We start from the raw sequence: 20,544 nt of genomic DNA, 5'->3' as shown, positions 1-20,544 counted from the left end.
CTGCGTGGTGGTGCCTGTTGAGCCAACTCAAGCCATGATTAATGCGATGGAACAGTTTGATGATAGACATGACTATGCAGATATGACATCAGCTTATAAAGCAATGCTAGAAGCAGCAAGGGGCGGAAATGAGTAATTGGATTAGTGTTAATGAACGGTTGCCAGAATTTAGAGTTCCTGTCTTTGCTGGATTTTATAGAGATGGAGATTTCAATTGGTGGGTATTTGAAAGATATGACGAAGATGAAGGTTGGTGTTGGGCAAGGTATGAGGGCGACTTAGAAAGTGATGCTTATGCAGATGAATATGAAATTACGCATTGGCAACCATTATTTGAAGAACCAAAAGCGGATACGGAGGGGTGAATGGCTAAATATATTGAGAGAGAGGCTTTTGAGAAGCTTCCAGAAGTTGCGGAAATATTAAATGAAGAAAAATCGCATTTTAATGGTGATTTTTATAACTTACCGTTTAACTCCTGTGCAGAATCATTTATCAATGGAGCTTGGTATGGGTTTCAAGAAGCCAAAAAGCTCGAAGGCTGTGTGGTGGTGCCAGAGCGAACAGGTGGATTTTATATTCAGGATTTACGCAACCCAATTGGGAACTGCATGAAATTTTGGTACAAATCTGGTTATGGCACCAAACACAAAAACTTCTTTTGGTGTGCGACTTATGAAGAAGCTCAAGAATATGCGGGTGGCTGCGACTGGTTTAAAATTTGGTATGCACCTTACATTGATACTCTTATTGAACATACGGTTGATATGCAACATGCAGATCGAATACGTGAAGAAGCAATGTTAGAAGCAGCAAGAGGCGGAAAATGAGTAAATCAGAATTATGGTCCGTGGCTATTCGACCTGAATGTGATAGCCCGTTTGAGCAATGCCCTGCTGCATCCAAAGAATTAGCAGAGAAAGCAGTTGCTCGCTACAAAAGCATGAATGAGAAGGAAGGCAATGAATTTGCATTAGAGATTTTCGATGATTGCTTTGAAGTGCAAGTTTGGGAAGGTTCTGTGGAAGATCATGAAAAAGAAATGTTTTATACAGAATCTTGGTTTAACGAAGCCATGTACTGGTGTGACAGTTTAGAAATGGCTGAGCGAGTTTTTAAATTTGGTGAGATAGTTGATTGCCATAAAAAAGGTTATCCAATTCTAAAGACATCAGATTTTGAAGAGGCAAAACGTTTCTTTGAAGAACCACAAGCGGATGCGGAGGGGTGAATGGCTAAATATATTACTTCCGATCAAGTATGTGAAATGTTCGGAATTACAAAGGTTACATTGTGGCGTTGGGAGGTTAAAACTCAATGGGGTAAACCTTTCCCTGCCCCTGCTCTAACTTCTGTTGGTGGTGCACCAAAACGCTATCTACTATCAGAAGTTAGAAATTGGGAAAAACAATGTATTGGTAAAAAGGCGGTCGCATGACCGCTTTAACCTTTTAATCTTTCTAATTTTTCAATCCACTTTTCATAAACTTCTGTTTGTTCTGCTACATAACTATGTAGATCGTAAACTTCCTGATTGTTTGGCAACACATGCCCTAGCATAATTTCGTGAATATCCCTATTTTTTGAGAATGAACTGAAGTTGGTTCGGGCCGTTCTTCTTAGATCGTGAAGCGACCAGTGTTCCATAGTTTCTTTTTTAAATCTTTTCACCCATCCAATAACGCTAGATGGTAATTGTGTTGAAGCTGCATCTGTTAAGTATTCAGTTTCATCTTTTCCATTACTGAATAAATATTTCCCACCACTTAACTCAAAAGCTTCTTTAATTAAGACTTCCATGTAAGGCAAAATTGGTCTAATCAATGTCTTGTCATTTTTATAACCAGTTTTGTGATTGCTTGGAGGTACTGTCCATATTTTGCGTTTAAAATCGAAATGCTTCTTTTCAGCTCTGCGTAATTCACCATTGCGACAGGCATATATCAAGCAAAGCTCAAGAAAAATCTTATTCTTCTGTGTTAGTCGTGACCATTTTAAGCATTCATAAAATACTTTAATTTCATCATCTGTTAATACGCGCTTGGTCGGCTTAGAAACAATATTTAAATCTGCTTTCGGGAAAATATCTGCAAGCACATTTGTTTGAACATATTTGCGTTTTGCTGCCCACTTCAACATTTGTTTAGTATTGGATAATAAATTTTTAGCAGTACCTGGAATGCGAGCTGCTAGTTCTTCAAATAATTGAAGCCAGTCGGTTATATCTATTCGATCAATCGGCAGATCGCCAAGTTTAGGCAATAAATGATTTTCAAACATTCTTTTAATGTGCTCATGCTCTTTTTTATTTTTAGAACAATATGAGTCATACCACATCTGTAAGACTTCATTGAAAGTCACGGGATTGATATTCTTTTCTTTTTCTACAAGTAGCTCTAATTTTGGATTTTTATTCTGGTCTAGCAATCCACGTAAACGTGTTGCTTCAAGCCTTGCATCTTTAAGGCTCATGTGTGGGTATGTGCCTAAATCAACACGTTCTTGCTTATTATTAAATCTATAGCGCAACTGAAAGACAATTTTTCCCTTTGGTGATATTCTAACGCTCATAGAGTCACGATCAGCAACAACCTCTACAGCTTCGCGTTCTTTACCATTGTTTGCTTTTAGCCAAGCTTCTGATAATGCCATTTCAAACTCTAAAAATAATATGTACACAGAATCGATTAAAAAATCGAAACACGGCAGTATGTACACACTTATGTACACAAATGACGTGAAATAGAGTGTTGCATTATGAAATGGTTGTTAATGGTTAAACAAGCATAAAATTGGCTAATATATGATTTCGATGTAATGGTATGTAATAAAGTTAAATTGAACTTTATTCATACTAATATTTATGCTAAAACTGCACATAAGTGACAAAAAATCACATAAATGGCATTTTAGGCGTTCTAATGAAAATTATACCAGAACAAACGACCACCAGTCTGATTCATTCGAGTGATCAAGGTCTTAAACTTGATGTTGGTGCTTTTTGCTTTTTTTTACTTGGTATGTTTTTAGCAGCACTCATGTTTCATCGAATTGGCTTTTTTTAAACTTTTTGACCACTACCCTATTTGCAAATAAAAGCCCTCAATGTTGAGGGCTTTTATTTTAGCAACACCTTATGGCTTAACCATGACGTTTCGCAAACTCATCCATAAAGTTCACCAATGCTTGGACGCCTTCTAAAGGTACAGCATTGTAAATACTTGCACGCATACCACCCACTGAACGGTGGCCTGCCAAGTTCAATAAGTGATGTTGTTCAGCTTCTTGCAAGAAGGTCTTTTCAAGTGCTTCGTCAGCTAAAGTAAATGGTACGTTCATCATTGAACGATTTGCGATCGCGATTGGGTTGTTATAGAAATCGCTTGAATCAATATAACCATAAAGCAGTTTTGCTTTCTCCTGATTCACTTTATAGATCGCATCTACCCCACCCTGCTCAAGCAACCACTCAAACACGAGACCAGATAAATACCACGCATAAGTCGCAGGAGTATTCACCATTGAACCATTCTTGGCTTGATCGGCATATTTTAAGATGCTTGGAATCTCAGGTTTTGCTTGATCTAACAAGTCATCACGAATAATGACGATAGTTAAGCCTGCTGGACCAATATTCTTTTGCGCACCCGCATAGATCAGACCAAACTTGCTGACATCCAATGGCGCAGACAAAATGCTAGATGAATAATCACAAACCAACGGTGCGTTTACATCTGGAATAGCCGCGAATTGCAAACCACCAATAGTCTCATTATCCGCATAATGTACATAAGCAGCATCATTTGAAAGGTTCCAAGTACTTTGTTCAGTAATTGCATGTTTACCATCAATTAAAGTCCCTGCTTCAACGATATTAATATCGCCATAACGCTTGGCTTCTTTGAGCGCTTTTTCAGACCAAATACCCGTATGGATATAATCAGCCTTGTTGTTTTTACCCAATAAATTCAGTGGGATCGCTGAAAACTGCAGCGACGCACCACCTTGTAAAAACAAGACTTTATAATTTTCAGGAATGTTCATGAGCTTACGTAAATCAGCTTCAGCCTTCTCTGCCACAGCAACATAGTCATTGCTACGATGACTCATTTCCATGATCGACAGGCCTTTGCCCTGCCAATTCAACAATTCTTGTTGAGCTTTTTCTAAAACGGCAGTAGGTAATGCAGCAGGACCAGCGCAGAAATTATAAGCACGCATGAGTTTTTCCCTTGTTAAAGTGGAACAAATTGGAATGGGAATTTAACCATAGATTGGCGAAGCTTGCAGCAGCTTATCACCTAAATATTTCAATTTAACCGAGAAAATAATATTAATTTTTCAATCCTGTTGCGGTCATAAATGATATTTTAGGCCAAGTCTCAACAGTGGATTTAAACAGCACATTTTCATGTTTTTTCGGAGATTTATTTAGATTAAAAACTCTACTTTTTACAATTTCACTACACCAAAAGTGTCGATATAACTATTTAATTAAAAACATATTATTTTAATTTTATAAAAAGAATTTAGACTTACTCAGGATATTATTAAATTGCGACATAACCAAATGTTGAAACGACATGATCGACCGAGTTTTAAGGTCCAGCGCTTTCCTAAAATGTTAAGCTTCAGTATAGGCTTAATCAGCTGTGCCCTATTGCCTACGGCCCTATTTGCACAAACATTGAGTTATAGCGAAGCTGAACAATATGTTGTGGAAAATGCCTATTCAACACAAGCCCAGCAGGCCCTACAACAAGCCTCCCAACTTGAAATGGAAGCTGTCAAACACCTCGGTCTACCCCGTATTGATTTAAATGCTCGCGCCTATTCATTTCATAGCGAAACCAGTGTGCCCTTAGAATCGAGTAAACGTCGACTCGAAAACTCACTCACTCGTGGATTTGACGACAAATTATCACAATGGGGTAATGTGCTTCCACCAGAAGTGATTGATCAAGTCAGCCAAGGTTTTGATCAGACGGTCAATGAAGGCTTAAATAAGGTACCCAATAATCTGGATGTTACAGTCAAAGACCATGATGTACGCACTTCAATTTCAATGGTGATGCCACTCTATACTGGCGGTAAAATTAACAGTGCCAAACAGATTGCCACCATTCAAGCACAACGCTCAAATATCAGCGAAAAACAACAACAAGATTCACAACGCTTTGAGATGATTCAATCCTATTTTAATGTGCAATTACAACAACAGTTACTCAACGCTAGCCTGTTTAATTTAAATGCCATGCAAGAACACTATAACAATGCACTTAAATTAGAGAAACAAGGTTTTATTAATAAAGGCCAGCGCATGCAATTTGAAGTGGCGCGCAATAATGCCGAACGCACCTATCAAAATGCGCAGTCGAATCTGCAAGCGAGCCAGTTTAGCCTAAAAAATCTATTACAGACTAAAGAAGGCCTAAACCTCACCACCCCACTATTTGTAAATAATGCACAAAATCATTCTTTGGATAAACTGCTGGCAAATTACGATCAAAACTCCAGTTTGATTAAAAAGCTGCAAATGGACACCCAGCTTGCCAATGAAAATATCAAAGTACAACAATCTGCGAAAAAACCAAGCCTGTTTGCCTTTGGTGAATATGGGTTGGACAATAAAGAGAATTGGATTGTCGGTGTGATGGCCAAATACAATCTATTCTCGGGCATTGATAACAATAAAAATATCCGTGCTGCCGAACTGAAAAAATACGCTGCTGAGCTCATGACCGAACGCACCAAGCAAGAAGTCGAAAACGTGCTGTACAAATCGTATAGCGAATTAAACGCGTCTCAGACTAGCCATCAACTATTAACCCAAAACACCAAAGCTGCTCAAGAAAACTTACGTATCCAACAGCTTTCATTTAAAGAAGGTATGGGCACGGCGACTCAAGTGATTGATGCACAAAATGCCTTCAGTGCATTAAGAAGTGAGATGGCGATAAATTCATATAAATACATCTTATCTTTAGCCACCTTATTACAAAGCTATGGTTCGATTGATGAGTTCAAGCTTTATGTTAATCAACCACGTACAGACTATATCCGTTAATTGGAGAAATTTATGAGCCAGAATCAATCATCATCCAATTCAGAACGCGATACAGATCAAGTGGAAAATAAGACTGAGACTCAAGCGTCTGAACCATCTCAAGCACAAGTGACCTCTACAGAAAAAGTAGAACAGCCGAGACCTGAGACCTCAAACTCAAATATACAACAACCACCCACCGAGCCAGCCAAAAAAGGCAAGGCAAAAATCATCGGCTTAATTATTTTAATTCTGCTGTTAGGTCTGATTGCATTTGGTTTATGGAAAGCATATCAGCCACAAGCGATTGAATTGCAAGGTCGGGTTGAGTCGGAAACGGTACATATCAGCACCAAAGTCCCGAGTCGTATTGAAGAGTTTTATGTGTCTGAAGGTCAAGCTGTTAAAAAAGGTCAAGCACTGGTTCGTTTTGTCAGCCCAGAATTAGAAGCGAAAAAGGAACAGGCTCAAGCGGCATTACAAAGCGCGACTGCTTTTCATTCAACGGTATATCGTGGTGCGCAGCAAGAGAATATCGAGACGCTATATGCCAATTGGCAAGCAATGAAAACTCAAGCGGAGTTAGCAGCAACAACCTACAAACGTGGTGAAACTTTATTTCAACAAGGTGTAATTTCACGTCAACGCCGTGATGAAATGCTTGCAGCACAAACCTCTGCACGTGAAACAGCCGAGGCAGCTTATCAACAATATGCACGAGCCAAACGTGGCAGTACTGAACAGCAAAAATCAACTGCCGATGCGCAAGTTGCGATGGCACAGGCGGCAGTGAAAGAAGCCAATGCTCTGACTGAAGAAACCAAACTGTATTCACCAACAGATGGAACTGTGTCTAAGACTTATGGTAAGCCAACAGAATTGGTGGCAACTGCGGTACCTGTGGTCAGTATTATCGAAGATCATGATTTGTGGGTCAGCTTAAATGTCCGCGAAGACATGTATAGCTCAGTCTATAAAACCAAAACTTTAGAAGGCTTTATACCCGCCCTCAACAAAAAAGCCACTTTTAAAGTCAAAAATATCGATGCAGAAGGTGACTTTGCGACCATCAAAACCACACGCCAAACAGGCGGTTATGATATTCGCAGTTTTAAGTTTCATTTAGTCCCTGAGCAAAATATTCCAGATTTAAAAGTCGGTATGAGCGTGTTGTTTAAAATTGAAGAGGCAAAATAAGCGATGTTTGCAGTGATGCTGCGGGAATTGCGCTATTTAAAACGCCATAAAGTTGATTTGTTTATGGCGGTGATTGCCCCTTTGCTGGTGATTCTATTATTTGGCAGCATGTTTTCCGCGGGTAAAGCCGAACATTTACCCATTGTGGTGATTGATCAAGATCAAAGTGAAATGAGTCGTAAAGTGATTCATGCACTTAGCATCAATCATACCTTGAAAGTTAAAACGATTACCGCTAGCCAAGATGAAGCCGAACGACTGATCAATAAAACCGAAGCTTGGGGATTCGTGATGATCCCTGAGGGGGCTGAGCAACGTCTGGTCAAAGCCCAAGATGCGCAGATCAGTATCGCCTATAACCAGTCTTTTTTTAGTATCGGTAATACCATTTCTTCAGCCATGTTGATCAGCACCTTGAATGGGATGGCAGATTATATGGGGCAAAGCTATTTAGCCAATACTATTCCCTATTTAGACATGCCAACACCGCATATCAAGATCTCAACTCTATATAACCCAAGCATGAGTTATGAACTGTTTCTGGAACCTTTTATGGTGCCAGCAGTCTTACATTTATTACTATGCTGTTGCGTGGCTTTTGCTATCGGGCAGGAATTTAAACGCAAGACTGTCGGTGAATGGGTGAACTCAAAACAAATTATCTCAAGTCTACTAGGTAAAATCCTGCTCTATGTCTTTATCTTCTGCGCCTGGACTTGGTGCTGGATGTTCTGGCTCGCACATATTCGTGGTTACTTTATCGCAGGTTCACTTACACTGATCCTTGTTGCACAGTTTTTGCTGTATTTTGCTTATGCCGTGATTAGCAGTACTGTGGTTTTGGCAACACAGAATTTACCTAAAACCTTTGGTTTTATCGCACTCTACGGTGGATCATCGCCAAGCTTTTCAGGGATTACCCTGCCCTTAAATAATGCACCCGCATTTACTCAATTTTGGTCGATGATTATTCCTTACACGCCTTACGCTAAATTGCAGACCGAACAATGGATTATTGGCAGTGATCTGTATGTTTCATTGGTTCCATTTGGGATATTGTTGATCTTTGCAGGGTTATTCTTTGCACTAAGCGTGCGTCTGTTAAAGAAAAATACTCAGGAGCTATGCTCATGAAAGCATTTTTCAATTATTACCTACAGACCTTCAAAAACATTTTTGCCAATAGCTCGGTGTTTACCACGCTCATTGCCGCAATCCTGCTCTATAGTTTTTTCTATCCAACTGCCTATAAAGCACAAACCGCTGAAGATATTCCAATTGTGATTGTGGATGAAGAACAGAGCATTTTGACCTCAAAAATCATTAGCCAAGCGTCTAATAGTCCTCACATCAAAATCATCACCGTGACAGATAACTTTCTTGAAGCACAGCGCATGGTGAAAAACCAGCAAGCTGAAGGTATTTTGTTATTACCAGAAAACCTGACCAATAGCTTAAAACGCGGTGAAATGGGCGGTATTGGCCTGTACTTGAGCACGGCTTATTTCATTCGAACCAAAGAAGTAGGTGTCGGTTTAGCTGGCTCGATAGAATATACCCTGAAAGAGCATCTCGAAAAGTTTGGCAGTGCCTCTGCGTTTGAACCAGAACTCTCCATCCATCAGATTCCTTTGTTTAATACCATGTCGGGTTATGGCAGTTATATCTTCCCTGCTGTGGCCAGTTTAATTATTCATCAGACTATTCTACTTGGTCTGGCGATGCTGATTGCCAGTTACCGTGAACAAGGCTGGGTGGCGAAACCTGTAGAGTTCTGGGCCACTTTTGCAGCGATCTTTACCACAGGTTGTTTAGGCTGCCTGTATTTATTTGGCTTTACCTTCTGGTTATATGAATATCCACATGGTGGCAATTTCTGGGGCATGCTGCTTGCCGTGCCGATCTATGTCAGCTGTGTGATTGGTTTGGGTATGTTGGTCGGTTCACTGGTTGATATGCCAGAACGGGTTGGTCATTTAATTGTTGTGACTTCTGTACCCTTGTTTTTGCTGACAGGTACCGCATGGCCACATGAAGCCATGCCACATTGGATGCAATACTTTGCATGGACACTGCCTTCAACCCATGGGGTTCAACTCTTTGTACAACTCAATCAGATGGGTGTGCCCACCTCAATCGTGGTGCCAAAACTGATTTATCTTACGACAGTCGCTGCAATATTATTGGCAATTTCTTATTATCGTCTAGTTAAAAAATAGTGCTTTTCACTTTAAGTTGATATTAAGGATCTCTTGGCATATTGCTTCAATCGTAGACATTAAAAGGTAAGCCGAATTTAGTCTTACCTTTTAATCCATCTGAATTGAGGCATGGATATGGCTAAAATCTGCTATTGCGCTGATGATTTTGCAATGAACCCTGAAATTTCAGAGGCCATTCTATTGCTGATTAAAAAAGGCGTCTTACATGCAACTTCATGTATGACCCAATCCGAGCATTGGCCAATTGCAGCACAACAACTCAAAACATTAACGACTCATGTTGAAGTCGGTTTACACCTTAATTTTACTCACGCCTTTCAACCACAGACCATCGCCTTTCCCCTTCCCATGCTGATGTTGAAAGCATGGACACGTCATTTAGATACTAAAATTATTCAGCAAAGTCTTGAACAACAATGGAATAGTTTTCTTTCTGAAATGGGAAAACAACCCGATTTTATTGATGGTCATCAGCATATCCACCAATTTCCGGTTATTCGAGATGTGTTGATGGACTTCTTGCAACAGCAGAATTTTCAAGGGTGGGTCAGAAACCTACAACATCCACTGACTATTTCCAATTACACCATCAAAACACGTTTGCTTTCTGCACTGGGTGCAGCAACCTTAGCAAGTCAATGCAGGCAAAAAAACATCCATCAAAATCAATATTTTGCAGGCATATATGATTTTGAGCAGAAAAACTACGCTCAACTTAATCAACAGTGGTTAATGCGCGCGCAAGATAATTTATTAATCATGTGTCATCCAGCCACTCAAGCAGTTGACCAGCAGGATCCCATTGCTCAAGCACGCGTTCGAGAATTCCAATACCTCAGCTCATCTCAATTTCGTGATGATTGTCAAATCTATCAAATTTCGCTGACCTCAATGGATACATTATTATGATAAACAGTCCATTTCTTTCTTGCGTAGTCCCTGCCTACAACGAAGCAGAAAACCTTAAAAAGTTTATCCCAGCTTTGGCGCAGCAGTTAGAACAACAAAATTTACGCTATGAAATCATCATTATTGACGATGGGAGTAAAGATAATAGTATCGCGGTCTTACAGCAAATGCTCGATGACTATCCATTGCGCATCCTTACTCTATCACGGAATTTTGGCAAAGAAGCAGCCTTAAGTGCAGGTCTGGACTACGTTACAGGCGATGCGACCTTATTGATCGATGCCGATTTTCAGCATCCGCTAAATGCAATTCCGACTATGATTCAACTCTGGAAAGATGGCTATGACATGGTGTATGGCATTCGGGATCGAAGCACAGAATCATGGCTCAAAAAAATCTTTACCCAAGGCTATTACCACATTTTGAATTTAAGTTCTTCGGTCGACATCCCTGAAAATGCGGGTGATTTTCGCCTATTAGATGCAAAAGTCGTTGAGGCAGTAAGAAAACTTCCTGAAAAGAATCGTTATATGAAAGGGCTATATGCATGGGTTGGTTTTAAGAGTATTGGGATTCACTTTACTGAACAACAGCGTCAATTTGGCCAATCCAGTTTTAATTTTAAGGCCCTGTTTCAACTGGCAATGTCAGGGTTGACAGGCTTTTCCGATTTACCACTACGCTTATGTATTTATCTCGGTGCACTGCTTGCACTCTTTGCAATGAGTTACGGTATCTGGATCATTATTGAAACGATGATTGAAGGTATCCGTATCCCTGGTTGGGCCACGTTAGCCGCTGGAATGACGCTCTTAGGTGGTATCCAACTGCTCTGTATTGGGATTTTAGGTGAATATATTGGGCGTATTTATGCGGAAGTTAAAAACCGACCAAAATATATTGTTGCTGCTGAGTATTCACATAACCACGCTAAACCATTGGTTCATGACAAGCAAAACAATGTAGTTTCTCTCTAATGCAAACTCATGTCCTACAGTTTTTTCGTTTTGGTATTGTTGGCTTAATTGCAGCACTTACACACTACTTTCTTGTGATATTGCTGATTCAACCTCAATACCAAGTCTCACTAAAATATGCAAACCTCCTCGCCTTTCTCATGGCTTTCTGGGTCAGTTACTTTGGTCATCGTATTTTTACTTTTCAAGCCACACATCTGCAGCACAGAGAAACACTGAAGAAGTTTATCGTCGTGGCTGGGCTGGGGTTCATGTTGAATGAATCTGTTTTATTAGTCAGTCACCATTACCTTGATATCCCGATTTCCATGCTGGTTATTTTTAGTATTGGCATTACCTCAATTTTTACTTTTTTACTCAACCGTTATTTTGCATTTCAATAATAGGGATTCGATATATGCAACAATGGCTGCGATCGTCTAAATTTTTACTTGTCTTTTTACCCGTTTGGTTATTGATTAGCTCATGGATTCGTCCACTTTCTGTGCCTGATGAAGGACGATATGGGGATATTAGTCGCGCCATGCTTGAATCAGGAGACTGGCTGATTCCACGGATTAATGGCTTACCTTTTATGCACAAGCCACCTTTATTGCATTGGCTCTCTACAGCATTTATGGAGATATTTGGCCTTCACGCTTGGGTACTACGGCTTATTCCCACCTTAGCTGGCTGTATGATGCTGATCAGTCTTTTTATTTTTTTAAAAAAGTACGTTTCAGAACAAATAGCACAACTGACCATCATTATTCTGGCAACCAGCTTATTGTTCTATGGCAGTAGTGAATATATCAACCATGATCTATTAGTCGCTTCATGGATGACCGTTTGTATTCTGAGTTTTGTTGACTTTAGCCTTTCAGGCAAAAAAACCGTTCTATTTTTAGGCTATTTCGCAGCGGCAGCAGGCTTCCTCAGCAAAGGACTCATCGGTGTCTTGATCCCAGGACTGGTACTATTGCCTTGGCTACTTTACACGCGACAATCGAAAAAAATTCCAACCCTGCTCAACCCTTTCGGGATTCTCTTTTTCCTCGCCTTAACAGCCCCTTGGGTTTATCTGGTTCAATTAAAATATCCACAGTTTTTGCATTATTTTTTCATTGATCAACAATTTAGTCGTTTTAGTTCGAATGAATTTAATAATAAACAACCTTGGTTTTTTTATTATCTCATTCTGTTTGTGAGCTTTTTGCCGTGGTTCTTTGTGAGTCGTTTTAGATTCTCAAAACGTATTTTTCAAACATCACTTTCTTCTTCTTTGCTCGCCCTCTGCCTTTGGTGGTTTATATCGGTGAGTATTTTCTTTTCCATCCCCCCTTCAAAATTAGCTGGTTATATTCTCCCAGCTGTACCACCTTTAGCCATTTTACTAGCTGTCACAGTACGCCCTATACTAGATAATTTTGCTAAAAGCAAACTTCAAATCTGGGGTCCTGCTACCTTTATCTTTATTTTAGGGCTTGGGATCATTTTAGCGCCACATTTCATAAAGAATAATCATGCTTTTTATGCCAGTCATACTATTCAAATCTATAGCATTGGTGCAATTCTATGCATTGTCCCTTTCAGCTTAATGCTGTTATTTAAACTGAAGAAAATAGATTATTTAACCGCAATTTTCTTAAGCTTAATCCTGTTTTGTACCTCTATTTCAGCAGCAGTACGCGCTCTCGATACCAAGAACAATGCTGACCAAGTCGATTTTGCAAAATCGATGAATCCCAAATCAGATGTGGTCTTTTATTACAATTACTTCTACGACCTGCCTTTTTTATTAGACTTAAAAAAACCAGTTTATATTGTCAATGATTGGGATAGTGTGAAAACAGATAACTCATCTTTAGAACTTAAAGATGGCTTACTATTTGAACCTGAGCGTAAACAATATTTATGGAATAAGCAGCAGCTCCAAGACATGTTAAAACAGAACCAGCCCGTAGTTGTTGTGAGTAACCCTGGAGGTTACAAACCAGATCATCCAAACGTCAAAGTTCTACATTACCGCAACTATGATGTATTTCTAATCAATCAAAATTAATAAAAAAGGAAGCTGATAAGCTTCCTTTTTATCATCGATTGCCAAATTGCTTTTTGACGATGTTTACTAACTTTTCTTTAGCTGAGTTTTCTAAAACTGTGCCATGTGTTGCAACTAAATGCTGAAAATCCAATTGTAGTAGTCGATCAAAATCATTTTTTAAGCTAGCAGATTTTGGTGTAACTCTTTTCAACCAAGGCCCACCAATAAATAAGCCCAATCGGAATCCCATGAGGTAAATAATAATTTTGCTTAGAAAACTAAAATATTTCCAATCACTCCAGTATTGAATACTATCTGTCGTGATTAACAGCTTTTTATCCTCTATATATAAAATAGCTTCAGGGCAAGTTGCCTGTTCAAAAATAAAAAAATCAGCATTTTTAATTGGTGGAATGGCATCTGATTGAATGGCCTTTGTCGGAAATAAATCTGGGTAGTTCTCATGGTGTGATTGACTCCAAAATGTTACCTGATAGCGATCAATATAAAACTGATCATCTAAGCCATGAAAGTCACCTAAGCGAATGACATGTTTAACCGCCCCTAAAGCTTCCAATTTTTCTAATTCTACTTCAGACATCCGAACTGCATTAATTAGAGTCAGTTCATTGTTTTATTTGATAATAATCATATTACGATTCATGGAGAGACCAAATCCAAGCTGAATACTGCCTCTTAGTAAGTAAATATTTTCAAAAATTTCAACAATCGGATCATGGGGATAGATTGGTGCATAGTTTTTTTGCACTTTATATTCCCTTTTATTTTTATCAATATATCTTATACATTCAAATTGAGAATATTAGATTGACAAATATACAAAAAACAAAGTCAATTTCGTAATAAACATAAAAAAACCCAAAGATAACTTTGGGTTTTTTTAAAAATTATTGCTTACGCTTCTGGCGTATCATCTTTCGGTTCAACAACGACTTCTTCAGAAGTGATTACTTCTGCCTCAGTGTTTTCTAGTTCTTCTGTCGAATCTAATAACTCTTCATCATCTTCTACAGCTTCAATAGATACAACACCAACCAATGTCTCAGTATCACTTAAACGAATCAAACGAACGCCTTGTGCATTACGGCCTGTAGTTGCAACTTCCGCAGCACGGGTACGTACCAATGTACCGCCATCAGAAATCAACATCAATTCTTTGGCTTCATCAATCGATACCGCACCAATAAGCTCACCGTTACGTTCACTGGTCTTGATCGCAATTACACCCTTACCACCACGTTTCTTGGTTGGGAAGTCATCGACAGGTGTACGCTTACCATAACCGTTCGCGCATGCACACAGCACTTCGCCAGTTTCAGGTACAACAACCAAGGAAACAATACGGCTAACAACATTCGAATCTGATGAATCATCATTATCATCGCTGTCATCATTTTCAATGTCGGTATCTTCTGTTCCGATGGTATTGCTTGCAAAGCTCACACGCATACCACGGACACCTTTGGCAGTACGCCCCATGGCACGAACATCAGTTTCAGCAAAACGAATTGCCTTACCTTCATTCGAGAACAACATGATCTGCTGATTACCATCGGTAATCGCAACGCCAATCAAGGTATCTTCTTCATTTAACTCAATTGCTCGTAAACCATTTGAACGAACATTGCTAAATTGTTCAAGTTCAACACGTTTGACTGTACCTGATGCAGTTGCCATGAAGACATAGTGATTCTGAGGGAATTCAGTCAAAGGTAAAATTGCGGTCACAGTTTCATTCGCATCCAATGGAAGCAAATTAATAATTGGACGACCTTTTGCACCACGAGACGCCTGAGGTACTTCAAATACGCGTAAACGATAGACTTTACCTACATTGGTAAAGCACAGTACTGTTGCATGGTTCGAGGCAACAATTAAATGCTGGATGATGTCATCATCTTTCATTGCTGTTGCAGACTTACCGCGACCACCACGACGTTGCGCTTGATAATCAGAAAGTGGTTGAGTTTTTGCATAACCTGTTTGAGACACAGTCAATACAACTTGCTCTTCAGGAATCAAGTCTTCACGGCAGAAATCAACACCAGACTCTACAATTTCGGTACGACGACCATCACCATATTGCTGCAAGATCAACGCAAGTTCTTCACGAATCACATTCATCAACAAGTTAAAGTCATTCAGAATTGCCGTTAATTCAGCAATTTGACCTAAGATTTCAGTATATTCTGCGTGTAACTTGTCTTGTTCTAAGCCCGTTAAACGGTGTAGACGCAACTCTAAGATCGCGCCTACTTGTGTAGGTGACAAACGATAGACATCACCAGACAAACCAAATGGACGCGCTGGGTCTTCGCCTTCGATCTCATCTGGACGAACAGAAATCGCACCTGCTTTTTCAAGCAATGCAACCACACCACCGCCTGACCACTCACCTGCTTGTAATCGCTCACGCGCTTCAGCTGGGTTGGCAGAAGTTTTGATAGTTTCAATAATGGCATCAATATTGGCTAATGCAACCGTTAAACCTTCTAAGATATGACCACGTTCACGCGCTTTACGCAATTCGTACATGGTACGGCGCGTCACCACTTCTTGGCGGTGACGAATAAATGCCGCAATAATATCTTTCAGGTTCATCAACTTTGGCTGACCATTGTCTAGGCAGACCATGTTGATGCTGAACGAGTTTTGCAATTGCGTATGCAAGAATAAATTATTTACCGCTACTTCAGCGTTTTCACCACGCTTCAAGTCAATCGCTATACGCATACCGTCTTTATCAGACTCGTCACGTAGCTCAGAAATACCTTCAAGTTTCTTTTCTTTGACTAACTCAGCAATACGCTCAATGGTTTTTGCTTTGTTGACTTGATATGGAATTTCAGTAAAGACGATCGTGGTACGACCAGTTTTCTGGTCTTCTTCGAAGTGATACTTACCACGAATATGCAAACGACCTTTACCCGTACGGTAAGCATCTACAATGCCTGATTTACCGTAAATAATACCGCCTGTAGGGAAATCTGGGCCCGTAATGTGCTCCATCAAACCTTCAATCGAAATATTCGGGTTATTGGCATAGGCCAAACATGCATTGACTACTTCAGTCATGTTGTGTGGCGCCATATTGGTCGCCATACCTACCGCAATACCTGTCGTACCATTAATCAAAAGATTTGGAATACGCGTTGGCATCACCTGAGGAATACGCTCAGAACCGTCGTAGTTATCTTCCCAATCAACCGTATCTTTTTCTAGATCAGCCAAGATTTCATGGGTTAATTTTTGCATACGAACTTCGGTATAACGCATTGCTGCTGCGCTATCCCCATCGACTGAACCGAAGTTACCCTGACCATCAACTAACATGTAACGCAAGCTGAAGTCCTGCGCCATACGAACAATTGTTTCGTATACTGCACTGTCACCATGAGGGTGATATTTACCGATCACGTCACCGACAACACGAGCAGACTTTTTGTACGCTTTGTTATAATCATTGCCCAATTCGTGCATCGCATATAATACACGACGATGAACAGGTTTTAGACCGTCTCTAACATCTGGCAATGCACGAGATACGATTACGCTCATCGCGTAATCTAGATATGAATGCTTGAGTTCGTCCTCAATGGCAATCGGTCTGATTTCCGATACGCTCATGCATACTCCTTGTTTACAGGTAGAGAGTTGTACCTGTTTTTATGTCTTCAATCTTGCAAAATTTTAGCTCAAGGGCTTGAACTAAAAATAAAAAATACAGCGAAAAATTATAGCACAAAGCACTCACTAACTGTGAGTTTACGCATCTAAAAATAGCATTTTTTTACAATAAAAAGTATATATAAATTAACAACTTAAAATTATCAAATGCAAGAACGACAGATAAAAATAGATTCTTACCCATTTTGGGCAAAAGATCGTCAAACGATGAGATAAAAACAACGAATTTAATGGACTAATTTCAATTAGGCCCAAGCTCAAAAATTGAGCTGAGCCACATTAAATCACTCAAGAATAAGAACCTGACTTAGCTTCAATTGGAAGCGTTTCTGACTCGGTCACTTCGACTTGATCATGTTGCATAAAATAAAAGGCCATAAAGAATAGGGCTAAAATAAAAGGCGTTTCATATAACTCTTCTACAATATCCAGACTTATTACATCAGCGAATAACCATGTATGAACGAAACGGTGATGCTCGACACTATCAGCAAAGAATAAAGACAGAACAAGACTCCCTTCTTCTTCCCCATTAGAATCTAACATTCATTTGTCTGGACGATATTGTGTAGGAATCCACTGGTAACCCTTACTATTTTTTCCGATATGACCAATCCCAGGGAAAGCAACATGTGCAGCACCAATCCACCATTGATTTTGATAAGCTTGCTCGAAAATATTTTTACGAACCGCAATTGCATGTTGAGAATTAGTATCAGGTTTATAACTGGCTTCAGGATAAGGAAATTGCACAGCAGCGTAATGCACCACATCACCCAAACCCAGAAACTTTTGTCCATTCTGACCATCGACCAAATAAGATGAATGGCCTTCGGTATGACCATGTGTCGTAATTAATTCAACATTCGGAACCTTAAACGAATCTTTGGTGAAAGCAATCAACTGTCCAGCCTGCTGATAAGGTTTTAATGCATCACATGTCATTTTAAATAATGGTTTAAAGAAATCAGAGGCTTTTGCTTCGTTCTCAGCCGATGTCCAATAGTCCACATCCTCTTTGGCCAGATAAACTTTGGCATTTGGATAAGCCATTGTTCCATCTAGCGTAATTCCACAAAGATGATCAGGATGGGCGTGGGTAATTAGAATGGTATCAATTTGCTCAGGTTGTAGTCCCGCCTTTTTTAAATTTTCAGGGACATAGCCCAAGCTCGGGCCAAAACATTTTGCCGTGCCCGCATCAATTAAGATATTTTGTGTTGGTGTTTGTACGAGATAAGCAGAAAAATCGGTCACAATATGATTATGTTCATCGACAGGTACAAAATTCTCTTTGAATAGCTGATTGGCTTTCTCTGTTGAAATACCCAACAAATCACTGCGTGGTAATCCCAACTCTCCATCAAACAAAGCCGTAACTTTTAGATTACCGACAGGCTGTAAAAAATACCCATCAACCTGTTGTACCTGTGGTTTAGATTCAGCATATGTCGTGCTGGTACTAAAGAGTAACGCTATTAGGATATGCTTTAATAATTTCACACTCATCACCTTGATATTTGATTAATTTAAATCTAACTATTTTTAGTGATAAAAATCGCTCAATCATCTACGTGAATCGCTCAATTTAGATTATTACAAAGATAAAACAGCGGGATCTACTTCATAACGCTGCATAAACCGTTCACGAAATGTTGCAGTAGATTGATAACCAGATTTTGCTGCAATCGTTTTCATAGGCAACTTATTTGAGTACAACAACTCCAATGCATAAGCAAGCCGTGCCTGAGTAATGATTTCTCTCAAAGAAGTCTGCTCATGGCTCAGTTTACGACGCAGTGTAGCGCTACTTAAACCTAAACGCATTTCAATTTCACTGGATTGCCATTGATGCTGAGGGTTCTCTATAACCCATTGGTAAATTTGCGTTGCCAGTTTCGGTTGAGGGAGAATAAGTACATCTGCACAATGCTGTTGGCATAACTGTACCAGTATCGCGGCAATAGATAAGCGTGCCTTAACCAAATCGTGTTGAAACAAAGCCGTTTGCCACTCAAGCAGAGACTCCGCAAAATCCGTGATTGAAAATCTTAAGATAGATTCTGTTTTATCCGTAATCGGCTTGGCCCAAATCATCTGTGCAGCGTGAATCACCTCTTCACACATTGGCACCAGAATCGTCAAATATTCGCCTGTCTCTGAATCTGGGATATTCACCCTGCTACTGTATCGGGCTTAATAATAAAAAGATCGCCTGCGTTGAGCTCTATTTGTTTATTATAAGTATTCAAGCGTTGTTGCCCATGCAGAATAATCCCCATGTGCAGCTGATTCACTTTAATATTCGACAGTCCATGCTGGTTCTTGGCCCGAATACACAAATAATCCCTCGCCATATCTGCGTGTGCTAGTTGAACCAGTGAACGATGTAAATGATCAGCTTGTATTGAAGCCGAAGAATTAATATTCATAATCATGAAAAATAAAAACGCCCTTGAGCAATGTATAGCACAAGGGCGTTTGTTTGAATAAGTATCAGGCTATAAAATTACAGCTTGCTTACCAATTCAGGTACCACAGTGTTCAAATCGCCCACTAACCAGTAGTCAGCAACACTGTTGATTGGCGCTTCTTCGTCTTTGTTGATTGCAACAATAACTTTAGAATCTTTCATACCTGCCAAGTGCTGAATCGCACCAGAGATACCGATCGCCATATAAAGATCTGGAGCAACGATTTTACCAGTTTGACCCACTTGGAAATCGTTTGGTACGAAGCCAGCATCTACCGCAGCACGTGAAGCACCTTGAGCAGCACCAAGCTTGTCTGCTAATGGGTCAAGTACTTTGTGATAGTTCTCACCAGAACCTACACCACGACCACCAGAAACAACGATACGTGCAGCAGTTAACTCTGGACGATCAAGTTTCACGATTTCTTCGTTTACAAAGGTAGAAATACCAGCGTCTTTCGCCTCTGCAACAGCTTCAACCGCAGCAGAACCACCTTCAGCAGCAACTGCATCAAATGCTGTACCACGAACTGTACCAACGATGATTGCTTCGTCAGATTGAACAGTTGCAATCGCGTTACCCGCATAGATTGGGCGTTTGAAAGTATTTGCAGATTCAACAGCAATGATGTCTGAAATCATGCTGACGTCAAGAAGTGCAGCAACGCGTGGAAGAATGTTCTTACCCGTCGTTGTAGAAGCAGCTAATACGTATTTGTATCCACCTTTCGCGATGTCAGCAACTAAGCCAGCAACGTTTTCAGCCAATTGGTTTGCATAAGCAGCATTGTCAGCAAGTAATACTTTGCTCACACCAGCAACTTTAGCAGCAGCGTCAGCAACTGCTTGAGCGCCAGAACCAGCAACTAATACAGTAATATCACCACCGATTTTTTGAGCTGCCGCAACAACGTTTAAAGTTGCACCGTTAAGTGTCTGGTTGTTGTGATCAGCGATAACTAAAATACTCATGATTTTATCCTTCTGTA

Annotated in this window: 19 protein-coding genes and 2 pseudogenes; 13 read left to right on the top strand and 8 right to left on the bottom strand. The window is 39.9% G+C overall.

Going from position 1 to position 20,544, the window contains the following annotated elements; genetic code table 11:
* Window positions 1-128 precede the first annotated feature (128 nt).
* The 4 genes from WA352_RS19850 to WA352_RS19835 are packed head-to-tail and all read left to right on the top strand — an operon-like array spanning window position 129 to window position 1,438.
* Complete coding sequence (locus WA352_RS19850; RefSeq protein ID WP_336143719.1) at window positions 129-365, top strand: DUF551 domain-containing protein; 237 nt, start codon at window positions 129-131, stop codon at window positions 363-365.
* On the top strand, window positions 366-830 hold the full coding sequence (locus WA352_RS19845) for a hypothetical protein (RefSeq protein WP_336143717.1): 465 nt from the start codon (window positions 366-368) through the stop codon (window positions 828-830). It abuts the gene before it with no gap.
* Entirely contained in the window at window positions 827-1,231 is a 405-nt protein-coding gene (locus tag WA352_RS19840; RefSeq protein WP_336143715.1) for a hypothetical protein, read from the top strand. Before WA352_RS19845 ends, WA352_RS19840 begins: the two co-directional genes overlap by 4 nt.
* Window positions 1,232-1,438 (top strand): helix-turn-helix transcriptional regulator, encoded by a 207-nt coding sequence (locus tag WA352_RS19835; protein ID WP_151707667.1) that lies wholly within the window; start codon window positions 1,232-1,234, stop codon window positions 1,436-1,438.
* A gap of 5 nt (window positions 1,439-1,443) precedes the next feature.
* On the opposite strand, the gene WA352_RS19830 is transcribed toward WA352_RS19835, so the two are convergent.
* On the bottom strand, window positions 1,444-2,652 hold the full coding sequence (locus tag WA352_RS19830) for a tyrosine-type recombinase/integrase (RefSeq protein ID WP_336143713.1): 1,209 nt from the start codon (window positions 2,650-2,652) through the stop codon (window positions 1,444-1,446).
* A gap of 269 nt (window positions 2,653-2,921) precedes the next feature.
* On the opposite strand from WA352_RS19830, the gene WA352_RS19825 reads away from it, so the two are divergent.
* Window positions 2,922-3,065, top strand: a complete 144-nt coding sequence (locus tag WA352_RS19825; RefSeq protein WP_004654651.1) for a hypothetical protein — start codon at window positions 2,922-2,924, stop codon at window positions 3,063-3,065.
* A gap of 76 nt (window positions 3,066-3,141) precedes the next feature.
* On the opposite strand, the gene serC is transcribed toward WA352_RS19825, so the two are convergent.
* Entirely contained in the window at window positions 3,142-4,221 is a 1,080-nt protein-coding gene (gene serC, locus WA352_RS19820) for a 3-phosphoserine/phosphohydroxythreonine transaminase (protein ID WP_033134653.1), read from the bottom strand.
* Window positions 4,222-4,570: 349 nt separating this feature from the next.
* Between serC and WA352_RS19815 the strand changes: the two genes are divergently transcribed.
* From WA352_RS19815 to WA352_RS19780, 8 genes are all read left to right on the top strand, one after another.
* Window positions 4,571-6,067: a TolC family protein gene (locus tag WA352_RS19815; RefSeq protein WP_033134654.1), complete on the top strand. Its 1,497-nt coding sequence runs from the start codon at window positions 4,571-4,573 to the stop codon at window positions 6,065-6,067.
* A 12-nt stretch (window positions 6,068-6,079) separates the two neighbouring features.
* Entirely contained in the window at window positions 6,080-7,243 is a 1,164-nt protein-coding gene (locus tag WA352_RS19810) for an HlyD family secretion protein (RefSeq protein ID WP_033134655.1), read from the top strand.
* Window positions 7,244-7,246: 3 nt separating this feature from the next.
* Window positions 7,247-8,377 (top strand): ABC transporter permease, encoded by a 1,131-nt coding sequence (locus WA352_RS19805; protein WP_033134656.1) that lies wholly within the window; start codon window positions 7,247-7,249, stop codon window positions 8,375-8,377.
* A complete protein-coding gene (locus tag WA352_RS19800) occupies window positions 8,374-9,462 on the top strand; it encodes an ABC transporter permease (protein ID WP_033134657.1) in 1,089 nt (362 codons plus the stop codon). The genes WA352_RS19805 and WA352_RS19800 overlap by 4 nt, the downstream gene beginning before the upstream one ends.
* Window positions 9,463-9,579: 117 nt before the next feature.
* A complete protein-coding gene (locus tag WA352_RS19795) occupies window positions 9,580-10,374 on the top strand; it encodes a ChbG/HpnK family deacetylase (protein WP_033134658.1) in 795 nt (264 codons plus the stop codon).
* On the top strand, window positions 10,371-11,351 hold the full coding sequence (locus tag WA352_RS19790) for a glycosyltransferase family 2 protein (protein ID WP_033134659.1): 981 nt from the start codon (window positions 10,371-10,373) through the stop codon (window positions 11,349-11,351). The genes WA352_RS19795 and WA352_RS19790 overlap by 4 nt, the downstream gene beginning before the upstream one ends.
* Entirely contained in the window at window positions 11,351-11,734 is a 384-nt protein-coding gene (locus tag WA352_RS19785) for a GtrA family protein (RefSeq protein WP_005205032.1), read from the top strand. Before WA352_RS19790 ends, WA352_RS19785 begins: the two co-directional genes overlap by 1 nt.
* A 14-nt stretch (window positions 11,735-11,748) precedes the next feature.
* Entirely contained in the window at window positions 11,749-13,392 is a 1,644-nt protein-coding gene (locus WA352_RS19780; RefSeq protein WP_033134660.1) for a glycosyltransferase family 39 protein, read from the top strand.
* Window positions 13,393-13,423: 31 nt separating this feature from the next.
* On the opposite strand, the gene WA352_RS19775 is transcribed toward WA352_RS19780, so the two are convergent.
* The 6 genes and pseudogenes from WA352_RS19775 to WA352_RS19750 all read right to left on the bottom strand — a co-directional run bounded on the left by WA352_RS19775 (window position 13,424) and on the right by WA352_RS19750 (window position 20,527).
* The gene (locus WA352_RS19775) at window positions 13,424-13,975 is read right to left on the bottom strand and encodes a hypothetical protein (RefSeq protein WP_241345284.1); all 552 of its coding nucleotides are present in this window, start codon (window positions 13,973-13,975) and stop codon (window positions 13,424-13,426) included.
* A gap of 314 nt (window positions 13,976-14,289) precedes the next feature.
* The gene (gene gyrA, locus WA352_RS19770) at window positions 14,290-17,022 is read right to left on the bottom strand and encodes a DNA gyrase subunit A (RefSeq protein WP_033134661.1); all 2,733 of its coding nucleotides are present in this window, start codon (window positions 17,020-17,022) and stop codon (window positions 14,290-14,292) included.
* A 348-nt stretch (window positions 17,023-17,370) separates the two neighbouring features.
* A pseudogene (locus tag WA352_RS19765) lies at window positions 17,371-17,592 on the bottom strand (hypothetical protein); the annotation flags it as partial.
* Between the two features lie 36 nt (window positions 17,593-17,628).
* Entirely contained in the window at window positions 17,629-18,591 is a 963-nt protein-coding gene (locus WA352_RS19760; protein ID WP_081406976.1) for an MBL fold metallo-hydrolase, read from the bottom strand.
* Window positions 18,592-18,678: 87 nt separating this feature from the next.
* Window positions 18,679-19,514: pseudogene (locus WA352_RS19755) on the bottom strand (helix-turn-helix domain-containing protein).
* A 77-nt stretch (window positions 19,515-19,591) separates the two neighbouring features.
* Window positions 19,592-20,527 (bottom strand): FAD-binding protein, encoded by a 936-nt coding sequence (locus WA352_RS19750; RefSeq protein ID WP_004771288.1) that lies wholly within the window; start codon window positions 20,525-20,527, stop codon window positions 19,592-19,594.
* Window positions 20,528-20,544 lie beyond the last annotated feature (17 nt).

This window comes from Acinetobacter sp. 102, assembly GCF_037028485.1.
Lineage (GTDB): Bacteria > Pseudomonadota > Gammaproteobacteria > Pseudomonadales > Moraxellaceae > Acinetobacter > Acinetobacter higginsii.
Note: the sequence above shows the minus strand (reverse complement) of the source record. Positions and strands in the feature narration are given on the sequence as shown.

Excerpts from the sequence above, each read along its gene's own strand:
- WA352_RS19790 (WP_033134659.1), top strand. The coding sequence starts at position 10,371 with ATGATAAACAGTCCATTTCTTTCTTGCGTAGTCCCTGCCTACAACGAA.
- WA352_RS19815 (WP_033134654.1), top strand. The coding sequence starts at position 4,571 with ATGTTGAAACGACATGATCGACCGAGTTTTAAGGTCCAGCGCTTTCCT.
- WA352_RS19845 (WP_336143717.1), top strand. The coding sequence starts at position 366 with ATGGCTAAATATATTGAGAGAGAGGCTTTTGAGAAGCTTCCAGAAGTT.
- WA352_RS19805 (WP_033134656.1), top strand. The coding sequence starts at position 7,247 with ATGTTTGCAGTGATGCTGCGGGAATTGCGCTATTTAAAACGCCATAAA.
- WA352_RS19760 (WP_081406976.1), bottom strand. The coding sequence starts at position 18,591 with ATGAGTGTGAAATTATTAAAGCATATCCTAATAGCGTTACTCTTTAGT.
- gyrA (WP_033134661.1), bottom strand. The coding sequence starts at position 17,022 with ATGAGCGTATCGGAAATCAGACCGATTGCCATTGAGGACGAACTCAAG.
- WA352_RS19785 (WP_005205032.1), top strand. The coding sequence starts at position 11,351 with ATGCAAACTCATGTCCTACAGTTTTTTCGTTTTGGTATTGTTGGCTTA.
- WA352_RS19825 (WP_004654651.1), top strand. The coding sequence starts at position 2,922 with ATGAAAATTATACCAGAACAAACGACCACCAGTCTGATTCATTCGAGT.
- WA352_RS19850 (WP_336143719.1), top strand. The coding sequence starts at position 129 with ATGAGTAATTGGATTAGTGTTAATGAACGGTTGCCAGAATTTAGAGTT.
- WA352_RS19800 (WP_033134657.1), top strand. The coding sequence starts at position 8,374 with ATGAAAGCATTTTTCAATTATTACCTACAGACCTTCAAAAACATTTTT.
- WA352_RS19750 (WP_004771288.1), bottom strand. The coding sequence starts at position 20,527 with ATGAGTATTTTAGTTATCGCTGATCACAACAACCAGACACTTAACGGT.
- WA352_RS19780 (WP_033134660.1), top strand. The coding sequence starts at position 11,749 with ATGCAACAATGGCTGCGATCGTCTAAATTTTTACTTGTCTTTTTACCC.
- WA352_RS19830 (WP_336143713.1), bottom strand. The coding sequence starts at position 2,652 with ATGGCATTATCAGAAGCTTGGCTAAAAGCAAACAATGGTAAAGAACGC.
- WA352_RS19840 (WP_336143715.1), top strand. The coding sequence starts at position 827 with ATGAGTAAATCAGAATTATGGTCCGTGGCTATTCGACCTGAATGTGAT.
- WA352_RS19795 (WP_033134658.1), top strand. The coding sequence starts at position 9,580 with ATGGCTAAAATCTGCTATTGCGCTGATGATTTTGCAATGAACCCTGAA.
- WA352_RS19835 (WP_151707667.1), top strand. The coding sequence starts at position 1,232 with ATGGCTAAATATATTACTTCCGATCAAGTATGTGAAATGTTCGGAATT.
- serC (WP_033134653.1), bottom strand. The coding sequence starts at position 4,221 with ATGCGTGCTTATAATTTCTGCGCTGGTCCTGCTGCATTACCTACTGCC.
- WA352_RS19775 (WP_241345284.1), bottom strand. The coding sequence starts at position 13,975 with ATGTCTGAAGTAGAATTAGAAAAATTGGAAGCTTTAGGGGCGGTTAAA.
- WA352_RS19810 (WP_033134655.1), top strand. The coding sequence starts at position 6,080 with ATGAGCCAGAATCAATCATCATCCAATTCAGAACGCGATACAGATCAA.